The 13,686-nt window shown below is 63.4% G+C and carries 15 protein-coding genes; 12 read left to right on the plus strand and 3 right to left on the minus strand.

Features of this window, described 5'->3' with window-relative positions; translation table 11 throughout:
• Positions 1-88 precede the first annotated feature (88 nt).
• Together FDP28_RS14240 and FDP28_RS14245 are read left to right on the plus strand one after the other, a co-directional pair.
• Positions 89-1,108, plus strand: a complete 1,020-nt coding sequence (locus FDP28_RS14240; RefSeq protein WP_144662102.1) for a hypothetical protein — start codon at positions 89-91, stop codon at positions 1,106-1,108.
• The gene (locus FDP28_RS14245) at positions 1,089-1,628 is read left to right on the plus strand and encodes a hypothetical protein (protein WP_144662103.1); all 540 of its coding nucleotides are present in this window, start codon (positions 1,089-1,091) and stop codon (positions 1,626-1,628) included. Before FDP28_RS14240 ends, FDP28_RS14245 begins: the two co-directional genes overlap by 20 nt.
• 142 nt (positions 1,629-1,770) lie before the next feature.
• On the opposite strand, the gene FDP28_RS14250 is transcribed toward FDP28_RS14245, so the two are convergent.
• The 3 genes from FDP28_RS14250 to FDP28_RS14260 all read right to left on the minus strand — a co-directional run bounded on the left by FDP28_RS14250 (position 1,771) and on the right by FDP28_RS14260 (position 3,977).
• Positions 1,771-2,361 (minus strand): GNAT family N-acetyltransferase, encoded by a 591-nt coding sequence (locus FDP28_RS14250; protein WP_144662104.1) that lies wholly within the window; start codon positions 2,359-2,361, stop codon positions 1,771-1,773.
• A 34-nt stretch (positions 2,362-2,395) separates the two neighbouring features.
• Positions 2,396-3,208 (minus strand): GerMN domain-containing protein, encoded by an 813-nt coding sequence (locus tag FDP28_RS14255; protein ID WP_144662105.1) that lies wholly within the window; start codon positions 3,206-3,208, stop codon positions 2,396-2,398.
• Between the two features lie 199 nt (positions 3,209-3,407).
• Positions 3,408-3,977 (minus strand): NAD(P)H-dependent oxidoreductase, encoded by a 570-nt coding sequence (locus FDP28_RS14260; protein ID WP_144662106.1) that lies wholly within the window; start codon positions 3,975-3,977, stop codon positions 3,408-3,410.
• A 123-nt stretch (positions 3,978-4,100) separates the two neighbouring features.
• Here FDP28_RS14260 and FDP28_RS14265 point away from each other — a divergent pair, with 123 nt between their 5' ends.
• The 10 genes from FDP28_RS14265 to FDP28_RS14305 all read left to right on the plus strand — a co-directional run bounded on the left by FDP28_RS14265 (position 4,101) and on the right by FDP28_RS14305 (position 13,619).
• Positions 4,101-4,715 (plus strand): TetR/AcrR family transcriptional regulator, encoded by a 615-nt coding sequence (locus FDP28_RS14265; RefSeq protein WP_144662107.1) that lies wholly within the window; start codon positions 4,101-4,103, stop codon positions 4,713-4,715.
• A gap of 158 nt (positions 4,716-4,873) precedes the next feature.
• Entirely contained in the window at positions 4,874-4,996 is a 123-nt protein-coding gene (locus FDP28_RS20820) for a hypothetical protein (protein WP_260842478.1), read from the plus strand.
• Between the two features lie 31 nt (positions 4,997-5,027).
• On the plus strand, positions 5,028-6,011 hold the full coding sequence (locus FDP28_RS14270; protein ID WP_144662108.1) for an ABC transporter permease: 984 nt from the start codon (positions 5,028-5,030) through the stop codon (positions 6,009-6,011).
• On the plus strand, positions 6,011-6,979 hold the full coding sequence (locus FDP28_RS14275; protein ID WP_144662109.1) for an ABC transporter permease: 969 nt from the start codon (positions 6,011-6,013) through the stop codon (positions 6,977-6,979). Before FDP28_RS14270 ends, FDP28_RS14275 begins: the two co-directional genes overlap by 1 nt.
• The gene (locus FDP28_RS14280; RefSeq protein ID WP_144662110.1) at positions 6,976-9,141 is read left to right on the plus strand and encodes a dipeptide ABC transporter ATP-binding protein; all 2,166 of its coding nucleotides are present in this window, start codon (positions 6,976-6,978) and stop codon (positions 9,139-9,141) included. Before FDP28_RS14275 ends, FDP28_RS14280 begins: the two co-directional genes overlap by 4 nt.
• Positions 9,142-9,220: 79 nt before the next feature.
• Positions 9,221-10,948 (plus strand): ABC transporter family substrate-binding protein, encoded by a 1,728-nt coding sequence (locus tag FDP28_RS14285; protein WP_144662111.1) that lies wholly within the window; start codon positions 9,221-9,223, stop codon positions 10,946-10,948.
• Between the two features lie 240 nt (positions 10,949-11,188).
• Positions 11,189-11,458, plus strand: a complete 270-nt coding sequence (locus FDP28_RS14290) for a type II toxin-antitoxin system Phd/YefM family antitoxin (RefSeq protein ID WP_144662112.1) — start codon at positions 11,189-11,191, stop codon at positions 11,456-11,458.
• Complete coding sequence (locus FDP28_RS14295) at positions 11,455-11,712, plus strand: type II toxin-antitoxin system RelE family toxin (RefSeq protein ID WP_144662113.1); 258 nt, start codon at positions 11,455-11,457, stop codon at positions 11,710-11,712. Before FDP28_RS14290 ends, FDP28_RS14295 begins: the two co-directional genes overlap by 4 nt.
• A gap of 14 nt (positions 11,713-11,726) precedes the next feature.
• On the plus strand, positions 11,727-12,797 hold the full coding sequence (locus tag FDP28_RS14300) for a Gfo/Idh/MocA family protein (RefSeq protein ID WP_144662114.1): 1,071 nt from the start codon (positions 11,727-11,729) through the stop codon (positions 12,795-12,797).
• 117 nt (positions 12,798-12,914) lie between these two features.
• Positions 12,915-13,619: a hypothetical protein gene (locus tag FDP28_RS14305; RefSeq protein WP_144662116.1), complete on the plus strand. Its 705-nt coding sequence runs from the start codon at positions 12,915-12,917 to the stop codon at positions 13,617-13,619.
• Positions 13,620-13,686: the final 67 nt, after the last annotated feature.

A 13,686-nucleotide genomic window follows, 5' to 3' on the forward strand; every position in this document is an offset into this window, starting at 1 on the left:
TCAGTAAATGATGCACGACGGCGGCACCTGGCTTTAATGTCCGACCCCGCCGATAGCGTGGGAACCATGGAAGACGAGGGGAGGTTTCATGGCACGGCGCAGTGTGCAGTTCTGGCGGATCGAGCAGCTGAGCGGGGATGAGCTCACCCGCCCGTTTCCTGCGCGCCGCGTGGCGGAAGTTCTGAAGAAGGCCCAGGACGCCGGAACGGACCGGCACTTCACCAGCGCTGACGGGACGGTGATGATCGCCCAGCCGGTCGCGATTTCGCCATGCCCTGTGCTGCTTCTTGACAGGGTCCGGGACGCCAATCTGCCCAGTGTTGGCGATGCCCTTGGCCGTCGCAAGCCACTTCCCTTGGCGCCGGGTGACCATCTGTTGGAGACCACGTACTTCGCCTTCCTCAAACGCAATGTCATGGCAGTGCTGACCAGTGGAAACGGTCCGCGGGCATCCCGGATGGGGGAGTACCTCGGGGGCATGCTGGGGCTGGAGCCGACGTTCGTGCCGGTAGTGAGGGAGGATGTCGAGGAAATCCTCACCAGGCTGGAGGTGAGCCGTTTCGAGTTCGCCCTGCCCGCAGAGCGCCTGTCCGGAAAGCTCATGGAAGGGGAATGGGCTGACGTGCTGGAGAGTGCCTCCCGCCTGATGGACCAGGGAACCTTCCGGATTTCCTTGAGTGTGGGCAGGGCCGGAAGTGCCGATGACAAGCGGCGGATCCGGGAGCGCATTCAACGGTTGATCGATCTGTTCCGGCAGGCCGGCTCCGTGGAACATTTCGATTACGTCGTGGCGGAGGGAAAGGACTCCCTGACGGGGGACCGCGAAGTAGTGGATCTGCTGAAGGAACGGTTCATTTCGCACATTGAGGTTGACCCGGATGCTTTCAATGATCCACAGAAGTCCGCCGCTGAAGCCATTGCCATCCTCAATAAACAGGCGCGTGACAACGAGGCCTTCTTCGCCAGGACGCTGCCGGACATCAAAGGAACTGCCGATTCCGGCCTCGTCCCGGACCTCGTCGCGGGAGGAATGGCCACTGTTCGCGCAGCTCTTGCTGCGGCCAGCGAACCCCACGTCGGAGACGGTCATGAGCTTGTACGAGGTTGATGTTGACCGCCCTGGTCGGCGCAACGCTTTGTGGCGATGGTTCCTGTTGCATCCAACGGCCGACTATCTTTGGGCTGCCCTGGCGGTCATGCTCTGGGCAGGTATCGCTGCCGTGGCAGGCCAACCTCTGATGCTGGAACATGTGGATCCCGGGGCGCGGCGAACCCTGTTCCAAACCCTCGCCACGTTGGCTGGTGCTACGGCCGGGCTCACCCTGACGAGTGTTTCCATGCTGATCAACGTGCTCGGAAAGAAGGCCGCCCCGGGCCAGCGGGAACTGCCGTTGGAAAGGCTTTCGGCTATCCACCGACGCCAGATCGGCGAGGTCTTCCTCTTCGCCATTCCCGGGCTCGGTCTTTTGGTGATCGCAGCACTGGTCACGGTTGTCCTTGAGGGAGACGCGCCCACCGGCCTGTGGATCCCCGAGGCCGTGGCCTTCGTGCTGGCCTTTGCTGCGGTGCTGTCTTTGCTGCGCGTAGCCTGGGCCCTGAGGCGGGTGCTGGCCATTGCGACGGCCTAGCGACAGCCAGACCACGGACAGCCGCCACCGGCCCCGCGCAGTAAGCCCGTCGCCGCCCCGCAATTCCGTTGCGGCCCAACAACGCAGCAGCGGCCCAACAACGCAGCAGCGGCCCAGGAACGCATTAGCGGCCCAGGAACGATTACCTGCTGGCAAGCTTTTCTTGGAGCGACAGTTTTACCGTCTTCCACTCGCTGTCGATGATGGAAAACACCACCACGTCCCGAATGGTCCCATCACGCCACAGATCGTGATTGCGCAGAATTCCGTCCTGCTTGGCGCCCAACCGGGCCACGGCAGAGCGTGATGCCTGGTTGTGCCAGTGAGTTCTGAACTCAACCGCTATGCAATTCAGGGTTTCGAACGCCCGGGTGAGCAGAAGCAGCTTCGCTTCGGTATTGATGGCAGTCCGTTGTGCGCTCTTCGCGAGCCAGGTGGAGCCGATTTCCAGCCGCCTGTTGTCGGCTCTGATGTTGCAGAAGGTGGTCATCCCGCAGATTTCCCCTGTATCCGTCCGGCGGATGGTCCACGGCACCATGCTCCCTGCTTCCTGCAGTGCGAGCCGCTTGTGGATCTCATTTAGCATCTGGTCTGGTGCAGGAATCCGCGTGTACCAGGTATTCCACATCTGACCGTCCTCGACGGCTTTGCACAGTCCGTCGAGGTGTTCTTCGGCCAGGGGTTCCAAAGTTACGTGGCGTCCGGTCAAAGTTGCTGGCTCCGCAAAGGTCATGGCGCCAGCCTAGCCCCGTCCCGGCGGCTCCCCTTCACCGCACGCTCAGCGCCTCCGTGAGCGTGCGGCCATTGACGTAGATCTCGGCCCGCGAAGCTCCCGTGGCGGACACGACCGTGTGGATCAGCTGGGCCTGGATGCGTGGAATATCGCACACTCCGGACGGGCGCAGGGATCCACTGAGGTTCACCACCGCAGTGGAGCCATTCATGTAGCCGGACAGGAATCTCAGCGATGAACCGGCCAACGAATCGTAGAGGGCAGCGTCGCTGTCCACCGGTAGGCCTGCTTCCAGCAAGCGTCCCAGCGCCACGGACAGCGGATCGCCGGGAACCGAAACGCCGCGCACGGGAACCAGGCTGTCGTTGCAGCCGAAGCGCACGCCGCGCGCACCGCCGTCGTCGATTGCGACGTAGTAGACCGCGGGGCCGTCGGCGTCCAGCTCCGGGGCCAACATGGCCGTGGCGCTCGGCTCAGGGGCGCTGGTGCCTGGTTCCGGCGAAGGCTCGACGACGGGAACCGGCTGCGTCGCGCGCGGCCCGGCGGTGCCCGCGGAGGCAGGCGACGATGCCGTAGCAACAGTCGGGGAGGCAGGAGGCTCAGCCGGAACCGCGACCGAGGGAATGCCCGCAGCGGGGATACTCGGCGCCGCAGGGGAAGGAATCGCGGGCGATGACGCAGCAAGCGAAGGCGAGGCCGGCGAGGGCACGGAAACCGTAGGCGGGGAGTTCAGCGTCGGGAGGGGAGCGGCGTCCGGAACCGTGGTGCAGCCAGCCACCCAAGCACCCAAAGCGAGGCAGGCAGCCGCGATCGCCGTCGTGCTTTTGATTCCCCGTCCGGTACGCATGACAGCCCCGCGCTCCTGTCCCCGTCCACCTGTACGTCCAACGTTAGGACGGTACGGCGCCACACAACATGCCGCTACGGTGACGGTTCGGACAAGAGTTGGTCACGCCCCAGGTGCCAGCCGCACTGAACGGAGCAGGCAGAACGGAAAATGCCCCCGTCCCGCGGACTGCGGGAGGGGGCATCAATCCGGTGAATGACTAGGCTGCTGCTTCTTCGTCATCCTGCACGGCAGTCAGCGGCTCGAAGATGCCCTTGATCTGCTCAACGACCTCGGCGTCGTCCTTCGGGTGCAGTTCAGCAAAGCGGATCATGGAACCCGGGACGGCCAGCTTGACGTCCTCGAGGACCTTGGCACCGGCGATGCCGACGGCCTTACGGGCCTCGTCCTGGGCCCAGACGCCGCCGTACTGGCCGAAGGCGGTTCCGACGACGGCGGTCGGCTTACCGGACAGGGCGCCGGCGCCGAACGGACGGGACAGCCAGTCGATGGCGTTCTTCAGCGATGCCGGGACGGTGCCGTTGTGCTCGGGGGTGACCAGGAGGATGGTGTCGGCGGCTGAAGCTGCCTCGCGGAGGGCGGCGGCTTCGGCGGGAACCTGGCCTTCGACGTCGATGTCTTCGTTGTAGAAGGGGATGTTGCCCAGGGAGTCGTGGATCTGGACTTCTACGTTCTCCGGGGCGTTCAGCTGGATGGCTTCGGCGAGCTTCTTGTTGTGGGAATCGGCACGCAGGCTGCCGACGAGGGTGAGGACGGTGCTCTTGGACATGGTGTCTCCTTGTGTCGGGCCGGGCTGAGGGTATCCGGCCTGCGGTTTGTGGGGCTTTGGAGCCTTCACCGATACTAAACGGACTACGGTCCGGTTTCTATTCCCGGGTCTATTATGTTTCTTGTGAGCTTCATCCCCCTCCAGCCTGACGCGCCATTGGGGACGCCAGGGCTGCCGCATGAGCGCAGCGACGCCGCGCGGAACCGCGAGCGCCTGCTGTGCGCTGCCCGGGAACTGGTGGATGAGTTCGGTGCAGACGCGCTGACCATGGACGCCCTCGCGTGCAAAGCCAAGGTGGGCAAGGGGACAGTCTTCCGGCGCTTCGGCAGCAGGGCGGGCCTCATGATGACCCTGTTGAGCGACGCGGAGTCGGACTTCCAACGGGCCTTCATGTTCGGGCCGCCACCATTAGGTCCGGGCGCTTCGCCGAAGGATCGCCTCGTGGCATTTGGCGAGGGCCGGATCTATTTCGTGCTGGAAAACGGCGAATTGCTCAAGGCGGCCGGTGCTGCCACCCGCAACAGATTCGATGTCCCGGCGACGAAGCTTTCGCACCGGCACATGGAAGTTCTGCTGCGGGAGGCCGGCATTGCGGATCCTTGGGTCATGGCCATGTCGCTGACCTACGCGTTGGACCCGGAACGGATCGTTGACGATGTCCGGGCGCGGGGGATTTCACCACGACGACTCACCGATTCCTGGGGCGAGCTCATCACGAGGCTCTTGGGCGGCAAATAGCCCCGGGTCCCGCCGCCCTGGCGCCTGGCAGCGGCGCATAAGTGCCGCCGTCGTCCATTTCGTGACGCAAGCTGCACATAACAATCTGGCTGCAGGCCTTAAAGTGGCGTCGTCGAAGCAAAACGTGAAGCACTTATTGTGGTAGTTTCCTCTTGAATGTGACCCATGCCATATATGGCCCGGTGATCACTGAAGAGGCGCTGGGGGAGCCAAACCACCCGCTGCGCCAATTCGCAGCTGACGCCGGCCACAGCCGGGAACCGCGGAAGGACGAGCTTTGAGTTTTGCCACGATTCGGGGCAGCCACCCGACATGCTGAAATATCTGCTGAAGAGATCGGGCATCTACCTGATCATGATCTTCCTGACCACAAGCGCCGGATATTTCCTGGCAGTGTCCTCCCTCAAGCCGGCCGTCCTGGAGCAGGAAAAAATCCCGCGGCCAACGCCGGAGCAAGTCGCCGCATCGTTCCGTGGCCTCGGGCTCGACCCGGACAAGAACCCCTGGGAGCGCTACGTCGAATGGCTGGGCGGCATCGTGACCCGCTGGGACTGGGGCCGCAGCCCGAACGGCGCCTACGTCAACGCAGAATTTGCGGACCGCGTCATGGTCTCCACCCGGCTCTTCATCGCCTCGATCATCCTGACGCTGATCATCGGCGTGGCCCTGGGTGTCTACTCCGCAGCACGCCAGTACAAGTTCCAGGACCGCGTCATCACGTCCTACAGCTACCTGGTCCATATCCTCCCAGCGCCCATCGCCTATTTCCTGGTCCAGCTCGGCGCCATCAGCGTCAATGAGGCCGTTGGCGAGCGCATTTTCTTCGTGACAGGAATTTCGACGCCGGGAATAGACCCGGGTTGGCCGGCTTTCGTTGACCTTGTGGCCCACTACGCCGTGCCCACCTTTGCGATGACCATCTTCGGTTGGGCGGGCTACCAGATTGCCCAGCGGCAATACCTGCTGGACAACGTCAATGCCGACTTCGTCCGCACCGCGAGGGCCAAGGGGCTGACCCGCAACCAGGCCATCAGGAAGCACGCCCTGCGCGTCTCCTTCATTCCCGTTGCCCAGAGCATCGCTTTCACCATCCCGGCCATCTTCACGGGCGGCTTCTTCGCCGAGGCGATCTTCGCCTGGCCGGGGATCGGCCTTTGGAGCATCCAGTCCATCGGCCTGCAGGACGTCAACGTCGCCACGGCCACCCTGGCCTACGGTTCGGTCATCTTCGCCATCGGCGCCATCCTGGCCGACTTCGCCACCACCCTGGTCGATCCGCGAGTGAGGGTCCAGTAATGACAAACATCATTGACCCGATCGCCGAAATCGATGAGACACGGGTAGCCGACCAGGACGTCGTGATCGGCAAGTCCCGCATCATCTTCCGTCGCTTCATGCGGAACCGGACCGCCGTCGCCGGCTTGTTCATCTTCCTGGCGCTGTTCCTGTTCTCCGTCTTCGGCGGGTTCCTGACGCCGTGGGACAAGGAGACCATCGATCCCCTCAACATCGGCATGCCACCGTCCCCGGACCACCTTCTGGGCACCACGCAGGCCGGCATCGACCTCATGGCGCTCATAGTCGATGGAACCAGGACCTCGATCCTCATTGGCCTCATCGTGGGCGGCCTGTCCGTGCTGATCTCCGCCGTCTACGGCTGCACCATGGCGTTCTTTGGCGGCAAGGTGGATGCCACCATGCTGTTCATTCTCGAAGCACTCATCATGATGCCCGCCATCCTGGTGGTTGCCGTGGCGACCAGCGGCAGCGGAGGGCTCAAGAGCCTTCCCAGCTGGCTGCTGCTGGTGGTTGTGCTGCTGTTCTTCAGCTGGATGGGCACCGCACGCCTGGTGCGCTCGCTGTCCATGTCCCTCATGCAGCGTGATTACGTCAAAGCCGCCAAGTACATGGGTGTGCCTTCCCGCAGGATCGTTTGGCGACACCTGGTTCCAAACATCGGCTCCCTGCTGGTCCTCGACTTCACCCGGGGTATTACCGGTGCCATTCTTGCCGAGGTTGCCTTCTCCTTCATTGGCATCGGCATCAAGCTTCCGGACGTCAGCCTCGGCGTCCTCATTGGCCAGGCGACGGGCCAGGTGTCCTCCTTCCCCTGGATGTTCTGGGTACCGCTGATCGTGATGTTCTTCCTGACCGGTTCGCTGGCCATGATGAACGACGGCCTCCGCGACGCCTTCGACCCCAGCTCCAGCTCGATCGGCCGGGCGAAGACGAAGACCAAGACCACGAAGGTGACCAACAAATGAGCACCAACACCTCCCAGAACCCCGCCGAGCGCCTCCGCGACGCCGGACTCTACGCCCCCGGGGACGCCGTCCTGAGCGTCCGCGACCTCAACGTCCGCTTCAACTCCGAGAACGGCGTGGTCCATGCTGTCCGGGGCGTCGACTTCGACCTCATGCCGGGCAAGACGCTGGGCATCGTGGGTGAGTCCGGCTCCGGCAAGTCCGTCACCTCGATGGCCATCATGGGCCTGCTCCCCGAAACAGCGGACATCAGCGGCTCGGTGCGCTTCAAGGGCAAGGAACTCCTGGGCCTGGGTGACAAGGCCATGTGCAAGCACCGGGGCAACGACATCGCCATGGTGTTCCAGGACCCGCTGTCCTCCCTGACACCCGTGTACACGGTGGGCAACCAGATCATCGAGGCCCTCACGGTACACAACCCCACCATGAGCAAGCAGGCCAAAGAAGCCCGCGCCGTCGAACTTTTGCGGATGGTGGGCATCCCGAGCCCCAAGGACCGGCTCAAGGCTTTCCCGCACGAATTTTCCGGCGGCATGCGCCAGCGCGTCATGATCGCCATCGCGATCGCCAACGATCCGCGGGTGCTCATCGCCGATGAACCCACGACGGCGCTGGACGTCACCATCCAGGCGCAGGTGCTGGAAGTCCTGCACACCGCTCAGGAGGAGACCGGTGCCGCCGTCGTCATGATTACGCACGACCTCGGCGTCGTGGCGGGCATGGCGGACGACATCATGGTCATGTACGCGGGCAAGCCCGTGGAGACCGGCACAGTGGAGGACATCTACTACAACCCGCGGATGCCCTACACGCTGGGCCTGCTCGGCGCCGTGCCCCGCGTGGACTCCTCGGAGAAGCAGTCGCTGGTGCCGATCGAAGGGACACCGCCCAACCTGGCATTGCCCGTTCTCGGGTGCTCCTTCGCAGCACGTTGCCCCATGGTCAGCGATGCCTGCCTGCACGGCGAACCCGAACTGATTCCCGTGCCGGGCTCTGCGGACCAAACGCTCGGCCACAAGGCGGCCTGCATCAAGGCCGATGAACTTTCCGGCGATGCCGACGCGCACAAGATCTTCCACGCGCCGGCCAAGCCGGTATCGAAGTTCGACGGCGTCCCCCGCCTCGAGCGCGCAAAGGTCCTGGAACTCAAGGACGTCAAGAAGCACTTCCCGCTTCTCAAGGGCGCCCTGATCAAGCGGCGCATCGGCACGGTCAAGGCCGTGGACGGGCTGAGTTTCGACATCCGCGAGGGTGAGTGCGTCTCGATCGTGGGCGAGTCCGGCTGCGGCAAGACCACCACGCTCCTGGAGATCATGGAGTTCCACCCGGACCAGGTGGGGGAGGTTGTCATCGGCGGCGTCAGCAACAAGGCAGCCACCGACCACAAGACCACCATGGCCATGCGCAAAGAAATGCAGATGGTGTTCCAGGACCCCACCGGCGCCCTGGACCCGCGCTTCACCGTGTACGAGGTCCTGGCCGAACCGCTGGAGAACCTGGGCATGCCCAAGGCTGCCGTCCGCAAACGGATCATGGAGCTCATGAAGCTGGTGGGCCTGCAGCCGGACCACGTCAACCGCTTCCCCAACCAGTTCTCCGGTGGGCAGCGCCAACGCATCGGCATTGCCCGGGCGCTCGCCGTCAATCCCAAGCTCGTGGTCCTGGACGAACCCGTCTCGGCCCTCGACGTGTCCGTGCAGGCCGGTGTGATCAACCTGCTGGACAAGCTGCGGGCCGAACTTGGCCTCAGCTACCTCATGGTGGCGCACGACCTCTCGGTAGTCCGCCACATTTCGGACCGGGTTGCCGTGATGTACCTGGGCAAAATCGTGGAGACGGGCCACGTGGACGACGTCTTCGACAATCCACGCCACCCGTACACCAGGGCGCTGCTGTCCGCGATCCCGGTGCCGGATCCCGAGGTGGAACGCACCCGCGAACGCATCATTCTGCAGGGCGATCTTCCCAGCCCCCTCGACGCCCCGAAGGGCTGCAACTTTGCTACGCGTTGCCCGGTGTTCGCCGCACTGCCTGCCGAAAAGCAGGAGAAGTGCCTTACTCTGGAGCCGCCACTGGCTTCCGGGAAGGAAGGAGAACAGGACTTTGCCTGCTTCTTCCCGGATGGAGAAATTGATGCCGACATGCTGGTGGTGCATGCCTGACAACACATGACTCATTTGAATAAATCCCTGGTCTCAAACTCGCAAATGATTTTCCAGTCGTAAACATGAAGGGCACACCATGAAGAAGTACACGACGATCGGCGGCGTAGCACTGGCAGCAGCGCTGATGCTGACCGCTTGCGGCGGGGGAACGCCGTCGGGTCCGGCCTCCCAGAAGGCCGAAGAAGCAGGCGGCGACATCAGCAAGCTGATCAGCGTCAACGCCAAGGAAGCCAAGGACCTGGAGCAGGGTGGCACGGTTACCCTCGCTGTGGGCAGTATTGGCCCGGACTTCAACAACAACTCCAATGTGGGCAACAGCGCGGACACCTCCGCTCTGCTGACTCCGGTCAACCCTGTCGGCATGAGCAGTGGCGGCATTGGCGGTTGCTGGAAGCTCGACTTCGATGGCAAGGCTTCACCCAACAAGGACTTCTGCGAGGACGTCAAGAGCGAAGTCAAGGATGGCAAGCAGACCATCACCATCAAGGTCAACGACAAGGCGACCTGGAACGACGGAACTCCGATCGACGTCAAGACCTTCCAGAACACGTGGAACATGCTCAAGGGCGAGGACAAGGCCATTGACATCGTCACCGCGGGCGCCTATGCCTTCGTGGATTCGGTCAAGGCCGGTGCCAACGACAAGGAAGTCATCGTCACCACCACCCAGCCTGTCTACCCGCTGGAAAGCCTGTTCTTCGGCCTGATCCACCCGGCCATCAACACCGCTGACATCTTCAACAAGGGCTTCGCCGGGGAGATGCACCCCGAGTGGATGGCCGGACCGTTCAAGGTGGAGAAGTACGACACGACGGCGAAGACCGTCACCATGGTTCCCAACGACAAGTGGTGGGGCCAGAAGCCGGTTCTGGAAAAGGTCATCTGGCGCCAGATGGAACCGAGCGCAACCATCGCTGCTTTCAAGAACGGTGAAATCGACGCCACCAGCGGACGTACCCTGGGACGCTACAAGCAGCTCGAAGGCACCAAGGATGCCGACGTCCGCCGCGGCCAGCGCCTCTTCGCCGGCGGCCTGAACCTCAACGCCAAGAAGCCGGCGCTGACTGACGTGGCCGTGCGCAAGGCGATCTTCACCGCCGTCGACCGTAAAGCCATCCGCGACGTCCGCTTCAACGGCCTGAACTGGTCGGAAGAAAGCTCGGGCTCGATGATGCTTATGCCGTTCTCCCAGTACTACCAGGACAACTACCCCGTGAAGGACAGTGGGGCGGATGCCGCCAAGAAGGTCCTGACCGACGCCGGTTACGCGCCCAACGATAAGGGCATCATGGCGAAGGACGGTGTTCCTGTTGCCTTCAAGATCACCAACTTCGGCGATGACCCCACCACCGCTGCCACCTCGCAGACCCTGCAGAACCAGCTCAAGGCCGCCGGCATGGACGTGACCATCGATCAGCGCGGTGACGCCGACTTCGGCAAGGTTGTTGGAACCCGCGACTTCGATGTGACTATCTCCGGTTACACCGTGGGTGCGGACGCAACGGATGCGGTCAAGCAGTACTACGACTCCACCACCAACGAGAACGGCCTTGGTGACGCCGAGCTCGACGCCGAGATCAAGCGCCTGGCGACCATCGCAGATGACACCGAGCGCAACAAGGCCGCCATGGAGGTTGAGAAGAAGCACATGGAGAAGTACTTCTCCATGGGAACCGTCCTCAACGGCCCGGAGATCCAGTTCGTGCACAAGGGCCTGGCCAACTACGGCCCGTCCCTGTTCAAGAGCAACTCCAACGTTCCGGACTGGACCACCATCGGCTGGGAAAAGGGCGCCAAGAAGTAGCCTTCCCGCTGTAGTTTCCTGAAGGCCGGGAATCTCCCGAACCCGTTGAACGGTTCGGTGGGATTCCCGGCCTTCGCCGTCCACCCTCGCTCACATCCCCCGCGCTTCCCGGGGACGCTCGCTCACATCCCCCGTGCTTCCCGCCCACCCTCGCTCACATCCCCTGCTTCCCGGAATCGCAACGCTATGTACATAACGTACGAGATGTACATAATGGACAGAAGCGCGTAGTCTGGAAACATGGGTATCGCAGACTACGTCGTGAGTGTTGCTGACCTCCGTGTTCACCTTTCAGACACGATCAACCGCGCCGCCTACGGCCATGAACGGATCAGCATCACCCGTCGAGGCAAGGTTGCTGCGGTGCTCATCAGTGCTGAGGATCTTGAGCGGCTGGAACGTCTCGAAAATGAGGCGGATCTTAGGGCCCTTCATGCCGCCAAAGCGGAAGATGATGGTGCCCGAGTGAGTCTGGATGACCTTCTGGAGGAAAACGGAATCGCTCGGTGAGCCAATACCGGGTCGAGTTCAGCACGGCGGCCGCCAAGCAGATCCGAAAACTGGAGCCGCCTGTTCGCCGCAAAGTGCTGCTGGCCATCGTCGAACTTGAAACCAACCCCCGCCCTGACGGTGTGAAGAAGCTCTCCGCGGAGTCGAACGCCTGGCGGATCCGCATCGGGGACTACAGGGTCCTCTACGAGATCCACGACGGCGAACTCGTCGTCATCATTTTCCGGGCTGCCCACCGCCGCGAGGTCTACTGATCTAGCCTTGGGGCATGACTTCACAGCCGATCCGTACCGCCGTCGCAGGCTTTGGGCTCTCCGGCAGCGTCTTCCATGCGCCGTTCATCGAAGCCAACCCGGCCTACGAGCTGAGCATCATCGCAACCTCGGACCCGGCACGGCAGGCGAAAGCCAAAGACCGCTACCCACAGGCGAAGATCGTCAACACGCCCGGGGACATCCTCGCGCTCAAAGACGAGCTGGACCTCATCGTCCTCGGCACACCGCCGGCAACCCACTACCCGCTCGCGAAAGCCGCGCTGGAAGCCGGACTCGACGTCGTCGTGGACAAGCCCTTCGTGATCCACAGCAGCCAAGGCGAGGAACTGATGGCCTTGGCTGCGAAGGAAAGGCGGGTCCTCACCGTCTACCAGAACCGGCGCTGGGACGGCGATGCACTTACCGTGCAGAAACTGCTCGACGCCGGGACGCTGGGTGCCGTAACCCGGTTCGAGATCGGCATGGAGCGTTGGGCGCCGGAGATCGCCAAGGCGTGGAAGGCCAGTGCCACAGCGGAAGAGGGCGGCGGGGTCCTGTTCGACCTCGGCACGCACGTCCTGGACCTCGCGCTCCGCTTCTTCGGCCCGGCCACTGTCACCTATGCCGAAATCACCGCAAGACGCCCCCAGGAGAACGCCGACGACGACGTTTTCCTCGCCCTCCGGCACGATTCCGGTGTGATCACGCACGCCACCATCAACCTCAACAGCCACCTCCACGGTCCACGCTTCCGTATCCTCGGCACCGAGGGCGGCTTCGTGAAGTTCGGCACCGATCCGCAAGAGCCCTTTGTGCTGGGAGGAGGCCTGCCCACGGACCCGCAGTACGGCGTCGAGCCTGAAGAAAACCATGGCACGCTCCAGCTGGACGGCGAACGCAGAACCGTCCCCACCGAGCGCGGCGCCTACCCGGAGTTTTACCGTCTTCTGGCGGAAAAGCTCGACGACGGCGGCGCGTCGTCCGCGCGCCCGGTACCTGTGGATTCGGCCGGCCCGGTAGCGGTCCTGAGGCTGATTGAACAGGCCCGGGCGCTGGCTTCAAAACATTTTTTGGGAAAGGCGTAACCTCCACGGGTTCCCCAGCGATGTAGGGGGAGTACGGGCCACGCCCGCACGCTGATCATCCGGCAGCCACCCAACAGCTGCCGGGGCAATCCCCAAAATCGTTTGTCGGAGGGTTTTATGTCCTTGTTCACTGTCCTTGCCACCAGCAAAGTCGCCGCAGGCGTCCTGGCTGCCGGAGCTGTAGCTGTCGGCGGAACCGGCGTCGCTGCCTTCAATGGCGCCCTTCCCACTGAAATCCAGCAGACCGCGCACGACGTCGTGGGTGCCCCTGCCCCCATCGCCGAGCAGAAGACGGCTGAAGCCACCGCCGCCGCCGAAACCGCCAAGGCGAAGGCAACCGACGCCGTCGACACCGCCAAGGCAACCGCAGAAGACGCAGCCGAGGCCGGAAAGGCGAAGGCAACCGACGCCGTCAACGACGCCAAGGCTGCCGTGGAAGACGCTACGTCGCCGGAAGCTTTTGGTCTTTGCAACTCCTTCCTCAACGGTGGCCTCAAGGCTGACACCAAGGTTGCCGGTTTCAAGTCCCTGGCCATTGCCGCCGGTGGCGAAGCCAACGTCGAGGCACACTGCACCGCAGTCGTGGAAGCCGGCAAGGCTGCAGGCTTGAAGGCTGACGGCGACGCCAAGGCTGACGCCAACGCTGACGCTTCAGTAAAGTCCGAACTTCCGGCCACCCCGGCGGTTCCGGCAGTTCCCGCTGTTCCGTCGACGCCCGCGGTTCCGGCAGTCCCTGCCGTCCCGGCCGTGCCGTCGCTGCCTACCCAGGTTCCCACTGAGGTTCCGGCAGTCAACGGTGCACCCGTCGATTCCGTCCGCTAAGCAAGCAGCGGTTACGGTTTAAAGGCAGGGCTCCTTGGCTTGATGACAAGGAGCCCTGCCACATAAC

The organism is Paenarthrobacter nicotinovorans (assembly GCF_007670255.1).
GTDB classification, from domain to species: Bacteria; Actinomycetota; Actinomycetes; order Actinomycetales; family Micrococcaceae; genus Arthrobacter; species Arthrobacter nicotinovorans_B.